17 protein-coding genes are annotated in these 21,712 nt (G+C 40.9%); 4 read left to right on the top strand and 13 right to left on the bottom strand.

Going from position 1 to position 21,712, the window contains the following annotated elements; genetic code table 11:
• Positions 1-16: 16 nt before the first annotated feature.
• Positions 17-481: a hypothetical protein gene (locus tag U2718_RS26230; protein WP_342002768.1), complete on the bottom strand. Its 465-nt coding sequence runs from the start codon at positions 479-481 to the stop codon at positions 17-19.
• Between the two features lie 342 nt (positions 482-823).
• Between U2718_RS26230 and U2718_RS26225 the strand changes: the two genes are divergently transcribed.
• Positions 824-1,543, top strand: a complete 720-nt coding sequence (locus U2718_RS26225) for a tetratricopeptide repeat protein (protein ID WP_342002769.1) — start codon at positions 824-826, stop codon at positions 1,541-1,543.
• Between the two features lie 358 nt (positions 1,544-1,901).
• Here U2718_RS26225 and U2718_RS26220 read toward each other — a convergent pair whose 3' ends face one another.
• Both U2718_RS26220 and psaM read right to left on the bottom strand, forming a co-directional pair.
• The gene (locus tag U2718_RS26220) at positions 1,902-2,312 is read right to left on the bottom strand and encodes a hypothetical protein (RefSeq protein ID WP_342002770.1); all 411 of its coding nucleotides are present in this window, start codon (positions 2,310-2,312) and stop codon (positions 1,902-1,904) included.
• 363 nt (positions 2,313-2,675) lie between these two features.
• A complete protein-coding gene (psaM, locus tag U2718_RS26215) occupies positions 2,676-2,771 on the bottom strand; it encodes a photosystem I reaction center subunit XII (protein WP_289792730.1) in 96 nt (31 codons plus the stop codon).
• Positions 2,772-2,901: 130 nt separating this feature from the next.
• On the opposite strand from psaM, the gene U2718_RS26210 reads away from it, so the two are divergent.
• Both U2718_RS26210 and trpB read left to right on the top strand, forming a co-directional pair.
• On the top strand, positions 2,902-4,158 hold the full coding sequence (locus tag U2718_RS26210) for an FGGY-family carbohydrate kinase (RefSeq protein WP_342002771.1): 1,257 nt from the start codon (positions 2,902-2,904) through the stop codon (positions 4,156-4,158).
• Between the two features lie 70 nt (positions 4,159-4,228).
• Positions 4,229-5,473 carry a tryptophan synthase subunit beta gene (gene trpB, locus U2718_RS26205; protein WP_342002772.1) on the top strand — a complete coding sequence of 415 codons (1,245 nt, stop codon included), beginning with the start codon at positions 4,229-4,231 and terminating at the stop codon, positions 5,471-5,473.
• 3 nt (positions 5,474-5,476) lie between these two features.
• On the opposite strand, the gene U2718_RS26200 is transcribed toward trpB, so the two are convergent.
• Complete coding sequence (locus U2718_RS26200; protein WP_342002773.1) at positions 5,477-5,611, bottom strand: hypothetical protein; 135 nt, start codon at positions 5,609-5,611, stop codon at positions 5,477-5,479.
• 98 nt (positions 5,612-5,709) lie between these two features.
• Here U2718_RS26200 and U2718_RS26195 point away from each other — a divergent pair, with 98 nt between their 5' ends.
• Complete coding sequence (locus tag U2718_RS26195) at positions 5,710-6,864, top strand: SpoIID/LytB domain-containing protein (RefSeq protein ID WP_342002774.1); 1,155 nt, start codon at positions 5,710-5,712, stop codon at positions 6,862-6,864.
• A gap of 122 nt (positions 6,865-6,986) precedes the next feature.
• Here the strand turns inward: U2718_RS26195 and U2718_RS26190 are convergent, their stop codons facing one another.
• The 9 genes from U2718_RS26190 to U2718_RS26150 form a co-directional block, all read right to left on the bottom strand.
• On the bottom strand, positions 6,987-8,273 hold the full coding sequence (locus U2718_RS26190; RefSeq protein ID WP_342002775.1) for a hypothetical protein: 1,287 nt from the start codon (positions 8,271-8,273) through the stop codon (positions 6,987-6,989).
• Positions 8,274-8,322: 49 nt separating this feature from the next.
• A complete protein-coding gene (locus tag U2718_RS26185; protein WP_342002846.1) occupies positions 8,323-9,246 on the bottom strand; it encodes a HEAT repeat domain-containing protein in 924 nt (307 codons plus the stop codon).
• A gap of 87 nt (positions 9,247-9,333) precedes the next feature.
• Positions 9,334-11,652, bottom strand: a complete 2,319-nt coding sequence (locus U2718_RS26180; RefSeq protein ID WP_342002776.1) for a hypothetical protein — start codon at positions 11,650-11,652, stop codon at positions 9,334-9,336.
• A 258-nt stretch (positions 11,653-11,910) separates the two neighbouring features.
• A complete protein-coding gene (locus U2718_RS26175; RefSeq protein WP_342002777.1) occupies positions 11,911-13,206 on the bottom strand; it encodes an NAD(P)/FAD-dependent oxidoreductase in 1,296 nt (431 codons plus the stop codon).
• Between the two features lie 33 nt (positions 13,207-13,239).
• Positions 13,240-14,205, bottom strand: coding sequence for a lysylphosphatidylglycerol synthase transmembrane domain-containing protein (locus U2718_RS26170; protein ID WP_342002778.1), 966 nt, complete (start codon positions 14,203-14,205; stop codon positions 13,240-13,242).
• A complete protein-coding gene (locus U2718_RS26165; protein WP_342002779.1) occupies positions 14,202-15,179 on the bottom strand; it encodes a glycosyltransferase family 2 protein in 978 nt (325 codons plus the stop codon). The genes U2718_RS26170 and U2718_RS26165 overlap by 4 nt, the downstream gene beginning before the upstream one ends.
• Before the next feature lie 92 nt (positions 15,180-15,271).
• Positions 15,272-16,957 carry a glycosyltransferase family 4 protein gene (locus U2718_RS26160; protein ID WP_342002780.1) on the bottom strand — a complete coding sequence of 562 codons (1,686 nt, stop codon included), beginning with the start codon at positions 16,955-16,957 and terminating at the stop codon, positions 15,272-15,274.
• A gap of 129 nt (positions 16,958-17,086) precedes the next feature.
• Positions 17,087-20,191: a glycosyltransferase gene (locus U2718_RS26155; RefSeq protein WP_342002781.1), complete on the bottom strand. Its 3,105-nt coding sequence runs from the start codon at positions 20,189-20,191 to the stop codon at positions 17,087-17,089.
• Positions 20,166-21,656: a class I SAM-dependent methyltransferase gene (locus U2718_RS26150; protein WP_342002782.1), complete on the bottom strand. Its 1,491-nt coding sequence runs from the start codon at positions 21,654-21,656 to the stop codon at positions 20,166-20,168. Before U2718_RS26150 ends, U2718_RS26155 begins: the two co-directional genes overlap by 26 nt.
• Positions 21,657-21,712 lie beyond the last annotated feature (56 nt).

Below are 21,712 nucleotides of genomic sequence, written 5' to 3'. Positions count from 1 at the left end.
AACTACTATCTCCAATTTATAAAACTTTGTGGGTGTGAGAGTGCTGTTTGACGTTATCTTCTTTAGATACTACACGTGTAGCGTTTAGCACCCGCTTTCTTTCTGTAGAATAATTCAAATCGGTATAAGTGCTGCCTAGAGGAATCAGAGATTTTGTAGTAGCACTACGTTTGTAAGTTCGTGCCGCAGCGATCGCCCGTAATGCAAATTCATCACAGAATTGGGCTTTTTGTGGGAAGTTAGCAGGTGTTGTGAGTGTCTCGCCATCAAGTACACTTCCTAAAGTTGTTCCACAAGCAAATCTATAGGAAGTGGGAATACCTTTAATGATCGCTTCCAACGCCGCAGAGGGAATCGGTTCTATAACTTCTACTTGATGAACTTCTCCGTCTTCTTTGATGAAGCAAGTTGCTAGACCGATGACAACATAATCATCGGTTGTTAAATCAGGTGCATTTGGGTAAGTAATTGCTGTTGCCATAAGAAAATTTTTCAAAATTATAATTATCAACTAAAAAATGTCTGAGTCGCTTGTTGGCATTTTACCAAGTTGTTGCTCCTACGAATTGACTATTCTGTTCGATTGATCTTTGTAGTTTCAGGAATTCAACTTAGGGATGAAGTATTCATTCTTAAGTTTGAGGATCTATTGGATATGACGAATACTCACATCTGTTGCATACACCTGTTGCACATAATGAGATTCAGATAGAATGCTTCCAAGTACTCATAAACACCTTAGCGAGTAACGCCGGAGCAGCGTTAAAAGTACTAAAAAAATTATAGATTGAGTTCAAAAAGTATATACCCCAGGCAGGACAATATGAACAGTCAATCATTTTTAAAATCTAGTCAGCAGCGAAATTGCCCATATATAAATGTAATTAAAGATACTAATGAACATGAAATAGAGGCTAATAGTAACGATTACTCTGCTTTTGGTGACAGTTACTTACGCTTGTGTGCTTTAACTTCGGCTCAACAAGGAGATTACACTGAAGCGATCACACTATTGAGTCAACTAATTCATCGTCATCCGCACAATGCCATTGATTACAACAATCGGGGATTAATTTACTTTCAATGCGGACAAAGGCAAAAAGCTTTCTGTGATTATAATAAGGCTCTAAAACTGAATCCTAAGTTAGCTAGCGCTTATAACAATCGAGCAAACTACTATGCAGCGCGTGGAGAATTAATTGCAGCGATCGCCGACTACGAGCGAGCGTTGGATTTGAATCCTAGTTATGTTAGAGCTTGGCTGAATCAAGGTATTACCTGGCGCGATTTGGGCGACTATGAAAAAGCTATTGATAATTTTGAGATGGCATTGCTTTTTGAGCAATTAGAAGGACACATTTTTGCCGAGCGTGGTAGAACTTATCATTTGTGGGGTGACTGGAATTGTGCGATCGCTGACTATCGTCGTGCTTTGAATTTACTACCTTTGTCTTGCACAACAAGGAAAGATCCAGGCTGGCGCTTGCGTTTGCAAGTTGAAAGTTGGTTGAAAGAACTTACTTCTATTTCACATTTTAAATAGGTAGATTTTACACACCTGTATTTTATGACGACGGGATAATTAACATTTATTTAATCCATTGTCGCCACCATTTTTTATAATTTGTTAGCTATTTAAGCAACTATATTTTGAGTTAGATCATCAAAAATAAGCTTGCTGCTAATGGTTGAGTCTAGAATTAAGTTTAGCTTTTCCATACATTTGTGAAGTTTATGATTTGGCTATGGATAATTTTTAGCAAGTAAAGAGATCTAAACAAATCGTCTATTGCGACTTAACTATTAGCTAATAGCTTTTTTAATGACTAAGTTATTTATAAATAGTCCTCAGTCAGTAAATCTCAATTAACCACAATTCCAAATCTGAAATATTAGCTTACTTAATTTGATGACTCTGCTTGTTTAATTTCAGAGGTTTCCTGTTTTAGAAGGACAATTGGGCGCTGATTTGGAGCTAATCGATGTGATTGCTCTTGCATAATAGCTTTGGCTTGACTTGGGTCGAAGTTCCGGCTAAATTCTGCCTGCAATTTACTGACTCGCTCTTCCATGAGCTTGACTTCAGTGCGGATTTCTCGCAACTTTTCTTGCTGTGATTGATGAAATGGTAAAAGCTTTACTAGAGCCGATATTGCTACTGCTGAGACTAAAACGTTAACTCCTATTTTGGCTGTTGTTTCTAGTGCCAAAACTTGGTAAGAACGTTGTCGTAATTGCCGTTTTGGACGAGGAGCAGCTCGGCGTTTTGGTATTGGCTGTAGTGGAGTTCTAGATGGTTGAAGTGCATTCATAGGTACTAAAATATTCTCCCTGATGGAATTGATGCTCAGTAAACAATACTTTTGTGCTGTTTACAATATTTGTTTTGTTTAGCTGTAATATTACTTTATTTTTCCCAATTTGCTACAGGTGTATAGCAATTTAAAAATAAACCTGGCACACAAAAGTGATATTTGCAAGTGCTTGACGGTATTAAACCAAAAGTACTAAGCAACCACACCCTTGAGTGTCAGGTTCGAGAAGAGTAGGGATTAGGGACTAGGGGCTAGGAAGAGGAGAGGGGGAGAGTGGGAGAGGGGGAGAGATTCATTCTCCGTGTCACCGTCTCACCGTGTCACCTTGTCCTTTTCTTCCCAATCCCCAGTACCCAGTCCCTATTTATAAAGTTCTGTTGCTAGCCGCCAAGCCAAAAAGCCTGGAATAATTGCCACGACTAAAGCGATGTAAACTTGAGTATCAGAGATAGACATGGTTTAAGGCCTCCTAATTGATCGGTTTGTTTACTACTTTTCCCTGTTTTGTCTGGATAGGGGAATATGTTGTTACAAGTTGAAACAAATTGGTCATTAGTCATTTATCATTAGAAAATTTTATAAAAATATGGGATTGTACTTAGGTATGGACTTTGGTACTTCTGGTGCGCGGGATGTGGTGATTGATCAACAAGGGAGTATCCAACACCAGGCGCGATATCCCTTTGCAATGTCTTCTGACTCAAACTTAGCAAGAGATTGGCAAGTAGCTTTGTTTAGTCTGCTGGAACAAATACCTGGGGAAGTACGGCAAGAAATTCAAGCGATCGCTATTGACGGTACGTCTTCTACTGTCTTACTTTGCGATCCTGTTGGTAATCCTGTAAGTACGCCTTTACTATATAACGATGGACGAGGCGCAATTGTGCTGAACAAGTTGAAGAGTGTAGCTCCTCCAAACCATACTGTTTTAAGCGCAACATCGAGTCTGGCAAAACTGCTATGGATGGCACAACAGCCTGATTTTAACCAAGCTAGATATTTTCTCCATCAAGCAGACTGGCTAACATTTTTACTGCATGGGCAGTTAGGTATTAGCGATTACCACAATGCTTTGAAGTTGGGTTATGACGTAGAAACATTGAAATACCCACAATGGTTGGAAAAACTACAAATCCCAATTCATTTACCTAAAATATTTACTCCTGGAACTCCCATAGCGGAGATAGATCCTGAAGTTGCTGTGAAGTTCAATTTTCCACAAAATTGCCTGATTTGTGCTGGTACCACAGATAGCATTGCCGCATTTATTGCTAGTGGCGCAAAATTGCCTGGCGAGGGGGTAACATCTGTTGGTTCTACACTGGTTCTAAAACTGTTGAGTCGCACCCGTGTTGAAGATGCCAGGTATGGAATTTATAGCCATCGATTAGGGGATTTATGGCTAACTGGAGGTGCTTCCAATACGGGTGGTGCAGTGCTGCGGCAATTTTTTACGGATGCTGAATTAGAAAGGTTTAGCCAGGAAATTGACGCCACTAAAGCAAGTAATTTGGATTATTATCCCTTATTGAAAGCAGGCGATCGCTTTCCCATCAATGATCCAAATTTACCGCCGCGACTGGAACCACGTCCAGATAGTCCTGTAGAGTTTTTGCATGGCTTATTAGAAAGTATTGCCCGGATTGAAGCACGGGGTTATGAATTATTACAGCAGTTAGGAGCAGATAAATTAAACTGTGTGTATTCGGCAGGTGGTGGAGCAGCAAATGATACCTGGACAGAAATTCGGCAGCGGTATTTGCAAGTGCCTGTTGTCCGCCCGTTGCATACGGAAGCAGCTTATGGAACGGCTGTTTTAGCCATGGGTGGGATGAGAGAATAACTGCAACCATACCTCATGTGCCTCAGACTTTCTTATAATTATTTATCGTCCCGTAATTGAAAATCATTCCGTGACTACAACTCCCATTCCCCCGAATTCTTCAACTACCCATCGCCCCGATCCCCAAGGACGCTTTGGTCGTTTTGGCGGTAAATACGTTCCAGAAACGCTCATGCCAGCGTTAGCGGAACTAGAAACAGCCTATCAGCAATACCGTCATGAACCAGGCTTTGTTGCAGAACTACAACAGTTACTACACGATTATGTAGGACGTCCTACTCCGTTGTATTTTGCCGAACGCCTCACCGCTCACTATGCTCGCCCAGATGGTACAGGGCCGCAAATTTACTTAAAAAGAGAAGATTTAAATCATACAGGCGCTCATAAAATCAATAATGCACTCGGCCAGGTGTTATTGGCGAAACGGATGGGCAAGCAGCGAATTATCGCGGAAACTGGCGCTGGGCAACATGGAGTAGCTACAGCTACTGTTTGCGCTCGTTTTGGGCTTCAATGCGTAATTTATATGGGCGTTCACGATATGGAACGCCAAGCCTTAAATGTATTTAGAATGCGATTGATGGGAGCAGAAGTGCGTCCGGTGGCAGCAGGAACGGGTACGCTCAAAGATGCCACTTCTGAAGCAATTCGGGATTGGGTGACAAATGTAGAAACGACTCACTACATCTTAGGTTCGGTAGCAGGGCCTCATCCTTACCCAATGATGGTAAGGGATTTTCATGTAGTGATTGGAAAAGAAACTCGCGCCCAAGCAATGGAAAAATGGGGTGGGTTGCCCGATATTCTCATCGCTTGTGTTGGTGGCGGTTCTAATGCCATGGGATTGTTCCACGAGTTTGTCGATGAACCGTCGGTACGGTTAGTAGGCGTGGAAGCTGCCGGAGAAGGAGTTGGTACAGATAAACACGCCGCTACCTTGACAAAAGGACGTATTGGTGTATTGCATGGAGCAATGAGTTATCTATTACAAGATGACGATGGGCAGGTAATTGAGGCGCATTCGATTAGTGCTGGCTTAGATTATCCTGGTGTGGGGCCAGAACACAGCTTTTTGAAAGAAATTGGCCGTGCTGAGTATTACAGCGTCACAGATGAAGAAGCTTTGTCTGCATTCCAGAGACTTTCACGGTTAGAGGGGATAATACCAGCACTGGAAACTGCTCATGCGATCGCCTACCTAGAAAGCCTATGTCCGCAACTTAACGGTAACCCCCGCATTGTCATTAACTGTTCTGGGCGTGGTGATAAAGATGTGCAAACAGTAGCTGCAAGGGGACTAGAGGGTAGGAACTAGGGGCTAGGGATTAGGGGGATGAGGAGACAGGGAGACGCGGTGACGCGGGGAATTATTCTTTGTGCGCGTCACCGCGTCTTCTTCATCGGGAACAACTAAGCATGAAGCAACGACAAACAACAAAAACCTGGTTGCCAATGTAGAACGGTTAATCTCATCTGTATCTACTGGAGATCACAGGTTGTCTCCAGCAAATTTCTACATAAACAAGCATAAAATTATACAACTCTAACTAGATGTTCAGCGGCATGAAATTCCAACTGTTCTTAGCCTCTTTGCTTTCCCAAATAAAAGGACGCCATTGGTGGTTTGGTATCATTTTATGGATTGCATTAATAGCACCAGCACAAGCATCTGTAATCTTGCGCGTTGCCATTGAGCGGGATGTCAATCAGGTAAAAGTTGGCAGTTCCACAACTGCGATCGTCAAGGATGGTAGCGGTAAGACTCTGGGACAATTGCCGGCAATGAATTCATATTATGCCCAAGCTGTTCCTGGCGGAGTTGCTTTGGATAGGTGGAAATCTCCTTTATTTTGGATAGAACCAGAAGGAAAAGGATTTGTTTATATAGGCGATCGCTGGTATCGAGGCAGAACTTTAGTTGTTCCCACAGAGAAAGGTTTAACCGCCGTTAACTGGGTGGATTTAGAAGAATATCTCTACAGCGTTATTGGTGGCGAAGTGGACGCCAGATGGCCACAAGAAGCCCTCAAAGCTCAAGCGATCGCCGCTCGTACCTATGCTCTTTACAAGCGGGAAAAAGAACGCAATAATCCTATTTATGACTTAGGAAAAACTCCTGATCGCTGGCAGATTTACAAAGGCGTAATTAGCGAATCTCCCACTACCTATGCTGCTGTCGATAGTACAGCCGGGAAAGTGCTCACCTACCAAAATCGAATTATTCTCTCAGCTTTCCATGCTTGTTCCGGTGGGCATACGGAAAACGTCGAAGATGTTTGGGGAAATCCTCTGCCGTACCTGCGTGCAGTGCCAGACTTTGATCAGAATATTCAACAATGCAACTGGGTAAGAAGCTTTTCTCCAGCAGAAATTAGCGCCAAATTTCCAGAGGTGGGCAACGTCAAGCAGATGATTCCAGAAACGCGATCGCGTTACGGTAGTGTCAAAAGCTTAAAAATCATCGGTGATAAGGGCGAAAAAATGCTCAAAGGCGAAGAAGTTCGCACTGCCTTAAAGCTAAGAAGCACGCGCTTTAATGTCTCTAATGGAAATGGTGCTTTCATACTTCAAGGACTTGGCTTCGGTCATGGTATAGGCTTGAGTCAATGGGGAGCCTATAATCTAGCAAGGCAGGGAGCCAATCACTTGCAAATTTTGGGACATTACTACAAAGGTGTAGCTCTATCGCCAATTAAGGTGAAATGAGGAGCTAGGGGCTATGGGCGAAAGAGGACACGGGGACAAGGAGAGACGGTGACACAGAGAATGATTCTCTCCCCCTCTCCCACTCTCCCCCTCTCCTCTTCCTAGTCCCTAGTCTCTAATCCTTAATTCCCTTCCTCAAGCCGCCTTTGCCATTCAGCGTCAATTTGTGCAGTATTCTCAACTTCCTGCTCTAGTAAATCAGTTTCAGTTGAGTACACTAAATCTTCTTTGCCGATAATTTTTTCCGCTGCAAACTGTTGTGCATAAGCAATTTTTGCTTGCAACTGGGAATCTGGGCTTTCTAATACCATCGCTCGTGCTTGCCGTTGGCGGTTGCGTTCGGTAATTTTACGATTGCGCCACTGAATCCAGAAATAGCGCACTAACGGTATCACTAAAAAACCTGTTCCGTAACCTAAGAGCAGCCAGTAAAATCCTTGTACAAAAGCAACTAGCCCACCTAAAGCAGCGGCGGCGGTGCCATCTCTCAACAAACTTCCCAAGACTAAAGCACCAACAAAATTGACTGCACCCAATCCAGCACTCAAGAGAATTTGCCCAGAAGAAGCCGCACTAAAACGCCAGCGAAATTCCTGCAAAAAGGATTGCAATGAGCGATGACGCTTTTTGGTGACACTAACTTGTAATTCTGGAAAGTGATAGACAATTTGCCCATGAGGACTTACTTCGGGACGTCCGTTAAAGCGGGTAAGTACGGGCAGCATATAATCTTCATATTCTTGTTGATAAGTCTCACCGATGTCATCCAGGTAAGGTGCGATTTGTTCGGCTACTACTGCACCTTGATGATTGCGAATCACCCCAGCAATTTCTTGCCAGCGCCGCTCTTCTAGGTTAGCGTTGGGATTGCCATCACCAAACAAGAACGAAAACACAGCTTCCAAAAAATTCAACTTGTTTTCTCTTTGTCCCCGTTGCCGCTGGTAAGAGTAGGTATCATAGTTGGGGCTAAGATACCAGAAGAAATTTGGGAAATAGAAAAAACCTCCCCCAAAATCACTGCCGCGATCGCCACTATCACGGTCTGAATTAGCAGACATAATGATAATGAGAATGGCTAGATAAATTAAGGCAATAGAAACTATTAAAAAAATGCCAAAGGAGATGCGAATTACGTAGAACAGCACACTCCAGATTTTTTTCCACCATTCCTGCAACTGCAACCGCAAATATTTATTGCGTAAAACATCTCGAAAATTTCGCGGAAAGAGGTAAATAATATCACCTGATTCTGCAACCTGCATATGTCCGCCAGCCTCAGAGGCAAGGGCTAATAACCCCTGATTGGCTATTTCAACATTCAATCCGGCTTGGGTTGCCACATCTCCCACAGTAACGTGGTAACCCAATCGTTCTACAGCTTGCATAATGGTGGGATTTAGAGCCATTGCTCTTCCCTCCTAATGAAAATAACTCTCCTTTTCCTAGTGTGACACTCTACTCCCATATCTGGTGGTGGGTGCTTGGGTAGTTAACTCGCCATTTAGGGCTAGGTGCAAGAAATGATTTTACTCGTCTACGTCTCTCCTTCTGCAAGGCGACGAGGGGATCTTGAACAGAGGTAATTGCTTCTTGACGGAATTTTAGTGAGGGGGTTCGCAGTACTTTTAGAGCTTTTTCTAAACTTGAGACAGCCCGATCCAATTCTGAGGTGGATACCTGACTGATATCTTCTTGTAAACTCAAGCCGATGATACTTACAGCATAAGCTGCTGTGTTGCGCACCGTTTCATCTGGATCTTGCAAACGGGCAACTAAGGCAGGTAGAGCAGGTGCAGAAGGTGTACCAATATAGCCTAAAGCAGAGGCAGCATTTACCCGCATCCACATATCTTTATCTTCTAAAGTTTTGATTAAGGCGGGTACAGCAGATGCCCCATCTTTGCCCATTGCACGTAAAGCATGAGTTGCACTGTAACGTTCCCATTTCTTGTCGCTATTTAAAGCGGCAATAAAATAAGGGATGTAGGCTTTTCTGCCAATTTTTTCAATCGCTTGAACTACATAAGAACGAACAGTAGGATCTTTATCACCAATTGTTCGCATGAGAGCAATTGCAGCTTCGGATGCCGCTGGGCCAATTTTACCAAGAGTCATTGCTGCACCAGCACGCATTTGAGGATTGGTATCCTGTAAAGCTTTCATTAAGGCGGGAACGGCAGGCTTACCTACAGATGCTAAATAATCCACCGCTGTGGAACGTTGTTGGGGATTCTTTAAGCGTTGAATATAAGAGTTAATTTGTGTTTGTGTTGCTGATTGCGCCCAAGTAGGATTGTTTGCTAGTAAAGGTGATGATAAACACACAAAAGCGATCGCAATATAGAAGCGGAATTTATAGGTATATCTATTCATAGGCATCATTTTAGGTTTGGAAACAAGTTTGAAGTTGGTTGCGATCGCGTTTGGGTAGGAACAAAGATGAATCCATGTTAATGGACGTTTGTTCTAAAGAGAAGTTTCTTCTGTTGGTTGTATTACAAGTCGTCTAAATAGAACAGACAAAGCTCTATCATCCTCACGTGCAAATGTTACCTGGTTATGATTCCAATCTTTATACTTAAAAACAATACGGTTTATTCCTTTTAAGGCTGGAAATTGAAGAATACGTTCTATATTCGCACCTTTATTTAAATTATTAAAACTATCTACAGTTACACCGTTGATATCAATCAAAATATTCTGAGCTTCAATTGGATTCTCAAACTTGAAAGATAGATTCAATAGTTGGGAATCTTGCAGCTTAAATATAATATTAGTTTCTGCCCCTAAAGCCCAACGAAAAGTTTTCGGTGGAATTTCCTCAAAACCACTCAGCCCAGTCACGGATATAAAAGTACTTCGTGAGCGTATATCTAGTAAATTAGATTCAGAAAAGTTTAGAAAAGGTTCAAATTTAATTTCAGAACCAAGAGCTAAATTAACTTGATTTGACAATTCATTCGATTTAGGAATAAATGATAATTTGCCTGCTTCCGGAACCTTTGTTTCTACGGTAGGCTTACCAAAGCGCGTATAAAATTCTTTTACACAGCTTTCTGATAATAAGTCTGTATAAAGATTGATACCAGCAAAGTCATTAAATTTATAGAAATCCGTGAAAAAAGACCATTCTTCTTCACTAAAACACCGAACTTTCGGGCTTGTTTTTTCAAGATAAAATAAGCTATTGGGAACAAGTAAATGATGCCAACCTGCCTGAAGATAAGATTTGATTTGGGAAGGATGCAAACGACCAAAATACTTACCCATCACTTTCTTTTGATGAAATCTTCTCAAAGCAAAAATTGAACCATTTTGATAAAAATATGGACAAAGTCCATCAAGCGAGCCTACTGCATTTCCTCCTGCTGCACAAAATGGCCAATCTAGAACAGCTTCTCCCGGTTGCTGTTTAACATAATTCATGTAGGTAAAAAAATTCTGATCTAATAAGTAGGGTTGATAATTAAACTTGAAGGAATAAGCAGTATAGATTTCTATACAACCTAGAAATATTAAGAGTGCTGTAAATAATATTTTTTTGCCTTCATGTAATCTATTCAAATTTATATGGATGGCAAATAAACAAAGTATTACTGAGTAAATAACAGTTGAACGGCCTCCAACACGATTGAAACTAAACCAGGGAAATATCTTAAGTGTTGGTATATATTCTGGATGATAAAAAAGACAAAGGAAAAAAATAATCAGTAGTGGTATAAATATAAGAAACTTTTGGCGTGCTTGCCAAATTCCTATAGTTGCTATTATTAGTAAAAACCAACCAGGGCTACCAGCACCTAAACTTTCTGGAGAATCACTAAATATTTTGTCAAAAACAGTTTGACTTGGGTTAATCAAAGGCAAATATGGAATTAGTAATCTTGAAGGATGAGCAAAGAAAATCCCATTGTCGATACCAGTAAAGTCAAAACTTTTAGCTTCCTGGAAAATCTGAATAACTAAAGGAATATATATATAACCAAAAATAGAAATCAGTGATATTAAAAGTAAACATATATAACGATAGGTAAGAAATTCTCTGAGGTATTGTTGGAACTGAGTATGGAAAACTTCTTTAAGTTTGACTTTTTTCTGCAAGAATCTAGAAATTATTAATATTAAAGAAAAACAAATAGAAACTGTAAAGGACATCAAAGCAAAACCAGCTACATATCCTATATCTTGACCTATTGCAAGTATCAGGAATAAAATTCTCACTAAAATGAATCTTAAGGATATATGATGTTTTAATACAAATCTCTTGACTAAAATAAAGTCGCAGATAAAATTAAGAACAGTCCAATGAAGTACAGCATAATTTAAATGATGGGGATATTTATTATTTGCATAAAAATTCATAAAAGCAACTATAATAGCTGCACCACTAGCACGAACAAATCCGTAATCTCTAACAAGTAAACTAAATGAGCCAATAACTGTAATTAATACACTAATAAGATAATAGAATTGCAACCAAGCACCAATACCAAATAAAGAGTATAAAGTTGCGTAGAAAATTTCTCTTTCAAATGACCAAGGTTGAAATACATTGTTTGTTCCATACGGATAAAAAGCTTGATTATTGACTAAATTCAGATGAGGAAATGGTAAAAAACTGAAATTTTTAAATAAGTAAAAACCTTGATATTCCCAAAGGTCGATATCACCAGGGCCAATTAGTGGATTAGAAAAATCTTTAATCACTAAAAAACTAAAACAAAAAATCAAAGTTAGCCAAATAAAAATATTCAAAATTAACCATTTAGATTTGTTATAAGGCATACTAAATATCCTAAAATTTTACAAAATAGTTGTTGTAAATTAATGTAATAATGATATTAATTACACATTTGACTAATTTGCAAATTCATCATATTTATACCATTTCACGTTAATTACGATACACATGAATTTTGTAAAGACGTAATATATCGCGTCTTTATACGGTTTATATTTGTATCAGATTTTTATGGAATAGGATTAGATATAAAAATTTTTCCATGATCCTATCTAGGGTTGAGCATTAATATTTTTGAAGAATTAAGAATTCTTCAAAACAGCATCAACTTCAAAAGCTACTTTAATGCTATTGTTCACACTTCTTTCATCAGGATAGACATGAGCCATATTAGCTACATAAAGATTAGGAACTGGTGTTTGATAAGCAGGTACTTTTTGAGAAAATTTGAGATCACAAACTGTAGCGGCTGTTCTAGTTCGGAAAATTTTAATTTCTTTGATACCTCGATTATCTAAATTGGGAAAGATACTTTGTAGCTGGGCTTTAAATAAAGTAGCTATTTCGGAATTACTTTTATAGAGAATGGGATTTTGAAGCGTAGTATATCTTGATAAATAAGTTAGATGAAATCCTTGATATTCTTCTGGTGGAATAAAGTTAGTCTGTTCAATTACTCCACCAAACTCAAAACCTGGATCGGCTACATTCATCCAATAAGTTGCACTTAAAGGTTTTTGAGTAATAATTACAGCACAAATTGCCCCAAAATATTCTATTCTTTCCAAGTCTTGACGGTATTCTACATATTCATTCGGTAATAGCTTTGCTAAATAAACTGTAGGAATTGTGATTAATGTTTTGTCTGCTTTCAACTCTCCTTGAGGAGTTCTAACCCCAATAAGTTTTACCTCGTCTTCAAAAATCAAAGACTCAACAGGAGCATTTTTAATAATTTTGACTCCTAATTGCTCTAAAGCTGACTCTAGGGCATCTACAAGTCTCTGAAGACTGCCTCGCAGATATCCCAATTTTTCTTTACCTTGGGAACGAGATTTTAGCCGTTGCTGCATCCTTCCGATCATCCATGAAACAGGAATGCGATCGCTATATTCTCCAAACTTGATTTCTAACATTGGACGCCAGATCGTATCTGTAGTCTGCTTGCCTGCCCAACGATAAAACCAATCTAGAGCAGGAGTATTTTCATACTTTTGCCAATTTTGTTGTCTAGAAAGAAATATACTAGTCAATCCAAAGCGGATTTTATCTATTAAATTCAGGTGAGGAAAGAAAAGCAAATCTTTTGTAGTGGTAAATGGGTACAACTTTCCCCGGCGGTACATTCCCATCTTTGTTTCTACAAATCTGATATCTTGAGCTAGCCCCAATTCTTCTAGTAACCAGTGAATTTCTCGATCATGGGTAAAGAAGTGATGGTAAAAGCACTCTAATTTAGTGCTACCAACTTCAAAAGTAGATAATAAACCCCCAAGGCGATCGGAAGCTTCGATTAAAGTTACTTTTTCACCCCGCTTTGCCGCTATATAGGCTGAGGCTAAACCAGTAGCACCACCACCAACAATCAGTAAACTCATGATGTTTTGATTTATAAAAGTCAATTACAAAAATTAAGTAGTTTGTTTAGCTTCGTGCTTCAGCTTACTTAGAGACGAGAATCCAAAGTAGGGTATCAGGCTGACTCCCCAAAGCGTAATCGGAATGTATTGACAAGCGTGAATCAATACTGAACAGGCAAGGGATTCGGCTTGAGGAACTTGCCAAGCACTCAAAGCTAATACTCCAAAGTATTGGAACGCTCCTAAATAACCAGGAGAAGAAGGAATTAAAACACCTAAGTTAACTAATGCCATCATAAATAGAGCAGCAGCAGGAGGAAGCTTTAAATTAAAAGCTTGAATTCCCAAATAGAACACTCCAGTTTCTATCAGCCAAATCCCCAAGGAAAGTACAAAAATACTCAAGGGAAGAAAAGGAGTACGCCAAACAAGAGTTAATCCTTCGCCGAATTTGAGCAGCGCATCTCGCCATTTTGAAGAAGGAATTTTAGATAGCTTAGAATTCCAAAAGGGGCGTGTTAAAGCCAGGATGGCAATTACGGTGAAAGTTCCGCCGAAAATGAACATTCCTAGTCTTCCTGTAGAATATGCCCAATTGGGTAAAGAACTACCAATGATACTTATATAAAGAAAAATGGTGATAATTAGTCCATCAAAAATACGTTCAACAAAAATACTGGCAAGAGCAAGAGAGCGACTGATTTGGCACTTTTTTCCAATGGCTTGCGCTCTAACTAATTCTCCCAAACGACTAGGAAGTATGTTGTTGGCAGCATAGCCCAAAACTACAGCATAAAGAGAATTATCTAGGGATACACCCGTAGGTAGGAGAATTTTCCACCGCACAGATCGCAGGAGAAAACTCAGAAGATAAACGCCAATCATCAATAAGGGGGCGATGGGAGAAACCGAAGTGAATGCTGCTATTACCCTAGACCAATCTACATTGCGAACTGTTAAAGTTAAAAGGAAAATACTAATTGCCCAGCCTAGCCAAAAGATAATTTTTTGCTTCAAAGTCGTGTATTCCCAGGTAATAAAGTGCTTGAGTTATCAAAGCCTCTTTGGTCTTTAATTATATAGAGGGGACGTTGTTTTACTTCATCGAAGATCCGCCCAATATATTCTCCAAAAAGCCCCATTGTAAATAGCTGCACGCCTCCAATAAATAGGAGGGATAAAATCACAGAGGTAAAACCTGGTACATCTTGGGGAGAATAACCAAAGATTTTGAAGTTGAGAATGCGATGTAGAAAAAAGAAAATAATCCCCAAAAAAGAAATGATCGCGACAAAAAAGCCAAAGGTGCCAGCAATTTGCAATGGACGGTAGGAGAAATTAATTATGCCATCCAAAGCAAGACGCATGAGTTTGCGAAAGGTGTATTTCACTTCTCCAGCAAAACGAGCTTGGCGCTCATAGGGAACACCGATTTGCCTATAACCAATCCAAGAACGTAATCCTCTAATAAAACGGTTCCGCTCTGGCATAGCATTTAGCCAACTAACAACAGTTCTATCCATGATGCAGAAGTCTCCAGAATCGAGGGGGATTTCAATGGATGAACACCAAGCTAAAATTCTGTAGAATAAATAATAAGCAGATTTTTTGAAAAAATTTTCTTTTCTGTTAGTTCTGATGCCGTAAATCACCTGATATCCTTGACGCCATTTCTCTAAAAAGCGGTGAATTTCTTCAGGAGGATCTTGCAAATCGGCATCAAGAATAGCTACCACATCACCTTGGGCATAAACTAAGCCTGCACTAACGGCTGTTTGATGTCCAAAATTACGGGAAAAGCTGATATATTTGAATCTTGAGTCTTTTGCATGGAGTTTTTGTAAAAGCTCAAGGGTTTTGTCTTTACTACCGTCATCAACCATGATGACTTCAAAAGGCATCTGCCAATCTTGGGCGGCTGAAATTATTCGCCTATATAAATTAGGTATATTCTCCGCCTCATTGAAAGCTGGTATAACAACTGAAATCATGGCATAGTGGATTTAAAGAAGATAAATAACCAAAATTTTTTATCTTATTCGTTAATCAAAATTCTGCCTCCATCTCATCCGTTATACTTCAATTACCTGCCCAATCCTCCTAAAGCAATTGATAAATTAGTCGTACCTTTTTGAGAAGTACTTTTAGCATTGCGACCAAGGGCAGCTAAAATTAACGGTCTATCAATCAGATATTGTAGGCAAACCTCTGCTTCAAGCTCATCAGTATAAAATAAGCCACATTGCCCATTGCGGCACATTTCGACAAGTTTGTAATTTTGTTCAGGAACCAATAACGGTAGCCCGCGTTTCATACTCTCCAGCAAATCTCGCTGTTTGCCATTTTCATCAACAACCCAAACCAGATCTACAATTTCCCAATCTTCAGGTTCGATCCAGTCGCTCATGATGAACCGATAGCGTTTGCCATTGTCTGGTTGACGAAATTGCTCGATCGCAAATGCACACTCCATTGAAAGGCGATCGCCACTGCACAAGATCATGCGATCGCCTCCTGATGTCATCGTCGTCTCTTGCTTCTGATAAACCTTGACAATCTGCCGTACATAGTTATTAAGCGTATCTTGTGCTACCTGTTGTCGGGCATTACTACCCATCATTTCTACGTGTTTACGGTTCTGAGCCATCTCCACCATTTTTTCCGCCAGCATTTGGGCATTACCAGACTCAAACAAACAACCGCTAACACCTTTCGCCACCAGTTCCAGATTGCCACCAAGGGCAGAAGCTAAAACTGGGATACCCGCAGCCATCGCTTCTAGAATAGTAACCGGCTCGTTTTCCGGCCAAATTGATGGTGTGACTAGAACATCCGTAGATTGGTAAACTTTCTCGATTTGAGTGTGATTAACTTTTCCCCATAACTTTACAACATCATCAAGGCGCTTTTCCTTGACGAACTTTGCTACATCGTCTGCCATTGCACCGACACCGACGATGTTGAGCATACACAGACTGCCAAGGTAACCTTGTTTTTGCAATAGCTCTACAGCACTGAGCAAAACATGAACGCCCTTATGTATACCAAGATGCCCAATAAAGGTGAAGCGCATAGGGCCGTTTGTCGAAATTTTTACCACTCGTGAAAAGCGCTCAACATTCACACCGTAGGAAATAACACTAATTTTATCAGTAGGTATACCTGCTTTGGCATAGGCAGATGCTAAATAAGAACTCGGTGAGACAAAGCGATCAACTTTGGCAAGTTGCAAAGCAATGTAATCTTGTCGCATCCGGATGTGTAATCGTCGCCCTCGACTATCTGTCAATTCTGGTAGACATTCTGCGCATTTTGAGAAGTCATTACAAACTTTCTGTGGTTCCTTGAGTAGAGTGTTTTTATAACAAAATCCCCAATGATCGTGGAGAGTAAGTACAGTTCTAATTCCACGCTTGCGGGCGCGAGCTACAATACCTAACGATAAACTGACAATGTTGTGAAAGTGGATGACATCTGGGCGAACTTCTTCAACTACCGCATCAAACAGATCATCAACTGCACGATTGTAAAAATTTTCACCAATATGATAGTCTTGTGCGTGCAAGCTCACACGAAAAATCTTCAGCCCATCATAAGTATCTTTTGTAATTGAATAACGATGGCAGCTATCATCATGCTTTCCACAGAATACAAATACCTCATATCCATGCTTTTTTAAGTAACACGCTTGCTCGTGGGCAATGATTTCTGCACCGCCAACGAAGAAAGGAGGGTAGAAATTGCTGCAAATTAGTATTCTTTTCAGCATAATGAACTAAACAAAACGACTAAGTAGAAAGCAGACAACAGACGGCAGACGGCAGACGGAAAAAAGCTTATTCTATCTAGTTTCTAGAGGCAAGCATCTTGACGTTTAACTATGTCCACCCACTTATATTCAGTAGCGTGAGTTCTGAAGGGCTAATTCATAGAAACCATTTGCTGAAGCAGCAATGGTTAGGTTGCCCTGACGGGGTGTGGGAGAAATTAGGGCTAGTGCTAGACCTCCCCACATTTCGCCTTTAAACTTGTTATTGTCGCCCTCAATAATACGTCCTGGCACAAAATCTATATCTACCCAAACCACATACGGCGAATCTTGCCATCTCGCACTCATCATGCCGCGCCGACACTCTGGGTTGAAAGAGTCATGCATCATTACGAACATCGGTCGCTTCGGTACATACTTCAAAATGATTTCTATATCTCTGCGCACACCATCAGCAGAATGATCGCCATCAATGAGTACAAAGTCTATGGGGATATTAGCTTCATCGAGTGCTTGAAATAGTAGCGGTAGCAAAGTCGTTGAGGCTCCGGTCAAAAAGCTAACGTTCTCCATCGGTGGAACCCGTGTAGTTACTTCTGGATCGATGTCAATCGAAAACACCATTTCCGAGTATTGTGCGATTAGTGACAAACTACCACCGTAATAAGTACCAATCTCAATGCTACATTTCGGTTGATGTTGTGCTAGCAAGCCAATCAATGCTACACGCTCCGAATCATTCATCTGCCAGCGTTCGAGCAGACAGTTGGGGTAAAGTAGATCTTCGTAACGGATGATATCTAGGTTCTGGGTCTTTGTAGCATTCACAACCATAGTGTATGTCTCCTCCAGACCTAAGGCAGTCAATACTTCCTGGGTGTAATCTTCCCAAGTTTTGAGCGTGCGGTCAATTGCTGCTTGGGATAATTCAGCAAGTAAGATGCGCTCGCTCGATAATTTGTAAATTGCTTTGGCTAATGCTTGAGGATTTGTCATATCTACTACAACGCAACCACCTCCTGCTGCTAACTCAGCCATCACACCTTGGCAATGACACAGACAAACTCTTCCATGCCAAATGCTCTCCAAAATCGGCATACCGTATCCTTCCACTAAGGAACTATAAACGGTGAAGGTGGATTCCTCGTATAGCCCATGTAACGTAGCATCATCTACTACCCCCAACCATTGAATGCGGGGTTCTTTTGCTGATGCCTCTTCAACAGCTTGATAGACTTCTGGCGCACCATCATAACGGTTGCCAACGAGTGTCAGATGCCAATCCAGTTGGGGATATTTCTCGGCTAAGATTTCACAGGCTTTGAGTAGGGTGCGGTGATTTTTGCGCGGTTCCAGGGTAGAAACGCACAGCATATTTATAGAACTGGATTCAAGGTTAGGCATCTTTATATTACGAGGATGCTGACCAAATTCCCCAGGTAGTAGGGCAGTCATTACCTTGCCGTATGTCAAGTTCTGTAGATGCCAATAATCCTGAACGCACTTGGCAGAATATTCAGAAATCGGAATCATGACATCGACACTCGCCAACATCTCCAAATATGGAGGAAACAGCGCATTGATAGACGGGCTGCAAAACTCCGGATGCATTACCGGAATAAGATCGTAGAGGATGGCTGCTGTTTTCCACTGCTGCTGCTTGACGTAAGTAATAGCCTTTGTACAGCGTGGATCGATGATAGTTTCGGCAAAGAAAAACAAAACTGCCCGTTCTTGCGCTCCTGGATCGAGTGCCAGAAATTCGTCGAGGGGGATGCTGCCAAAACGTTCCAGAACTGTCTGTGCGTAGTTGGGCATTTCTGGGCCGTTAAACTGGCTTAATTGCTGATAACCTGCTTGCGAAGGAAGCACGTAGCGATCGCTTGTAAAATCCCAAACTACAAAGACAGGTGCGCAATGTTTTTGCAGGGCGCGGCAAATTTGCCTTGTCACTCTAATTACACCAGAATTAGCAGGATCGCGGCAGCTATTGGTGACATCTATAATTAGTAGGGGAAGATTAAGATCATGGTTTAATTTGGTTTGCACTGCACTCTCAAGATAGTCACAATAGTTTTGCACAACGCTTTGCCAACGGAATTGAGATTGGAACCTCTTGTAATTGTCGGAGGATACAACTTGATTGGGAATTTTGCCTGCCAAAACGCTATCCGCTTTTTCTGCCATCTCTACTGCATCGGCGCACAAAAACCAAGGATCTACAACGACTTCCGGATGAGCGCCAAGGTTGAATACAAGGGCTGGTTGCTGTAGCCATTGCATCTCGGCAAGCGGCAAGTTAAAACCTTCCCAAAGCGATACAGAAATTCCCAGCGTCACGCGTTTCATAATTTCCTGTAGTTCTGCGTCGTCTGGAAATCCTAGCGGTTGAATATGTGCTTGTAAGTCCTGAGGAATATCGATATCTGAAGGATGGGCTAAAATCAGCAAAACTGCCTGAGGATGTCGCTGAACTAGCCTACGCATAATCTCGAAGCAAGCTTCCGAATTTTTGTAGCAATTAGGCTCCCAACGTCCGAGGTTAAGGATGCACTTTCGCCCTTGTTGGAGGAGATTTTCAACTCGGAATAAAGCTTGTTGGAGACTATTGCCTGCTGTTAAAAATTGGGCTTGCCAAACCGATAATTCTAGATGGTTGGCTCCATTGAGTATGGTAATAACTCCATCTTTTTGCCCTCGATCGGGGATGCTTTGCGACTGAGCAATAAAATCGCTTACGGCAATTATGCTTGTTGTCTGGGGCAAAAAAGTGCGTCGCATTTGCCGCACCTTGTTTTGAATAAATAAAGCGTGTCCGGAAAAACCTTCAATTGGTACTGCCCCGTGATCCTGAAAAATCACTGTTTTGCAGACTTTGCGGAAAAATTCAACGGCTTGGAAAAAAGGCCATCCCGCAAACAAAATTACATCCGGCTGGCAAGTGCTCCCAAAAAAGCTATACCAATTTTGCTCCAGCCACTGAGCAGTGAACTCGTTAGAATTGGCGTAATCATCGGGGGCTGGTGGAACAGTGATAAAGTCTTTGGCTATCTGCCTGACAATTTCTTCATCATAGCGATTGCCCATCATATAAATTTCATGGCCTTTTTCTGCCAACCCTTTAGCGATCGTCAGCAGCACCCGATCTAGTCCGAACCTGAATAAAAATCTTTCGTTGCAAATTAATATTCTCATTGCATCACCCGATTTATGCTTTCCATCCGATGACTGCATAATCCTGGCTACAAAGCAGGACATCTTTTAAAAATTGATTGTCCAAGTTGTGATCGACACCCATTGGATGCAAGCGATGAATTTCAACTTGGCGAAATCCCCGATTTTCTAATAAAAACTGCGCTGTTGCTGGCGGGATTGGGTTACGGTGTGTGGGATCGAAATAAAAATTACAAGCACCTACAATTAGGTTTTCTGGATTTGGAGTTTCAAAGATGACGATGCCACCGGGGCGCAAGACACGCAGCGCTTCGTCAGTCAAGTCGATTAACGTTTGTAATGACAGGTGTTCTATGACATGAAATGCTGAGACGATCGCCAAAGAATTGTCTGGAATATTACGTAAATGAAGCAGCCCGTCTCCCTGGACAACATCTAAGTTAAGTTCTTGACAATATAGCACCATCGTGGTATTTATATCCACTCCAGATGACTTAATGCCACACTCAGATAACAACTCTAGCCACTCTCCACGCCCACAACCAATGTCAATAGTTGGAGCATAATCACAAGACGCAAGAGCCTTTTCTACAAAGGGTATGTAAGTTTTTAGACGATTTTTGATTTCTTCACGGCTACCGCGAAAATGGTCTTCAAAAGCTGTGTAGAATGCATCTGAAATATGCTTTTCTTCGTTAACAAAGGTTTGGAGTTGCTCTTGATTAAAAGGTTCTGGCAATCGCTTTCTGGCTTCTTCTAAAAAAACAGAGAGCAAACGTTTCTGCTGGTTAAGATCATTTTTAATGTAGCTGTCGTTTCTAAAGTGGCGTTCATCTACCCTTTGCAGATGAGAATCCACTTGGTGTAGATGCGAATCTGTTGTGTTCAAGCGATCGCCTACAGCTTGCAAGCGAGCATCAACTGTATTTAAGTGATCGTCCATGTCTCCCAAACGACGATTTTTAGCTATCAAATGCTCATCTATCGCTCCCAGATGTTTATCTATTTCTGGGATACGACTATCTACGGCACTCAAGCGCTTTTCAATACTGCTAAAGCGAGTTTCCGTAGTAGTTAAGCGCGTATCGATGCTGGCAAGGCGAGTTTCCATCGCCGCAGAAGGATGATCAATCTGCGCTCTTAGAGCTGTTACTTGTTCTATTAACTGCCGATTCAGCGCTACCGATTCTTTCAATGCCCGGATTAAATTATAGTTAACTTCCCTCTGGTCTTTGAATAGAACATTAAGTATTTTAAGAGCTACTTTTCGTATATTTTTGCTGATATTAAAAGGAAATTTATTTAAATTATCAGGCCATTTATTACGAACTTCAGAACGCGACTCTGCATTCTTGAGTAAGCCTTCCATCAGTTCTAAATTGGCATTATGACTTGTCAATAAATTGTTATTTTTTGGTTTATTAATTAAGCGTTTTTGTGGAGAATAACTGCGACGTTTAGCTACTTCTGCACGAATTTTCTGCATTAATTCGTCAACATTAATTTCTGGGCTATCTGCTTCCATAATTATTTTTATCCAACTTCTTCAAGCATAATTTTTGTGGAAATTTGATTATACTC

Origin of the sequence: Chlorogloeopsis sp. ULAP02 (genome assembly GCF_038404745.2) — a bacterium.
In the GTDB taxonomy this organism is placed as follows: domain Bacteria; phylum Cyanobacteriota; class Cyanobacteriia; order Cyanobacteriales; family Nostocaceae; genus Chlorogloeopsis.
The sequence above is the reverse complement of the archived record's forward strand: the minus strand, read 5'-3'. Positions and strand labels throughout refer to the sequence as shown.

Excerpts from the sequence above, each read along its gene's own strand:
- U2718_RS26230 (WP_342002768.1), bottom strand. The coding sequence starts at position 481 with ATGGCAACAGCAATTACTTACCCAAATGCACCTGATTTAACAACCGAT.
- U2718_RS26225 (WP_342002769.1), top strand. The coding sequence starts at position 824 with ATGAACAGTCAATCATTTTTAAAATCTAGTCAGCAGCGAAATTGCCCA.
- U2718_RS26220 (WP_342002770.1), bottom strand. The coding sequence starts at position 2,312 with ATGAATGCACTTCAACCATCTAGAACTCCACTACAGCCAATACCAAAA.
- psaM (WP_289792730.1), bottom strand. The coding sequence starts at position 2,771 with ATGTCTATCTCTGATACTCAAGTTTACATCGCTTTAGTCGTGGCAATT.
- U2718_RS26210 (WP_342002771.1), top strand. The coding sequence starts at position 2,902 with ATGGGATTGTACTTAGGTATGGACTTTGGTACTTCTGGTGCGCGGGAT.
- U2718_RS26195 (WP_342002774.1), top strand. The coding sequence starts at position 5,710 with ATGTTCAGCGGCATGAAATTCCAACTGTTCTTAGCCTCTTTGCTTTCC.
- U2718_RS26190 (WP_342002775.1), bottom strand. The coding sequence starts at position 8,273 with ATGGCTCTAAATCCCACCATTATGCAAGCTGTAGAACGATTGGGTTAC.
- U2718_RS26185 (WP_342002846.1), bottom strand. The coding sequence starts at position 9,246 with ATGCCTATGAATAGATATACCTATAAATTCCGCTTCTATATTGCGATC.
- U2718_RS26180 (WP_342002776.1), bottom strand. The coding sequence starts at position 11,652 with ATGCCTTATAACAAATCTAAATGGTTAATTTTGAATATTTTTATTTGG.
- U2718_RS26175 (WP_342002777.1), bottom strand. The coding sequence starts at position 13,206 with ATGAGTTTACTGATTGTTGGTGGTGGTGCTACTGGTTTAGCCTCAGCC.
- U2718_RS26165 (WP_342002779.1), bottom strand. The coding sequence starts at position 15,179 with ATGATTTCAGTTGTTATACCAGCTTTCAATGAGGCGGAGAATATACCT.
- U2718_RS26160 (WP_342002780.1), bottom strand. The coding sequence starts at position 16,957 with ATGCTGAAAAGAATACTAATTTGCAGCAATTTCTACCCTCCTTTCTTC.
- U2718_RS26155 (WP_342002781.1), bottom strand. The coding sequence starts at position 20,191 with ATGCAGTCATCGGATGGAAAGCATAAATCGGGTGATGCAATGAGAATA.
- U2718_RS26150 (WP_342002782.1), bottom strand. The coding sequence starts at position 21,656 with ATGGAAGCAGATAGCCCAGAAATTAATGTTGACGAATTAATGCAGAAA.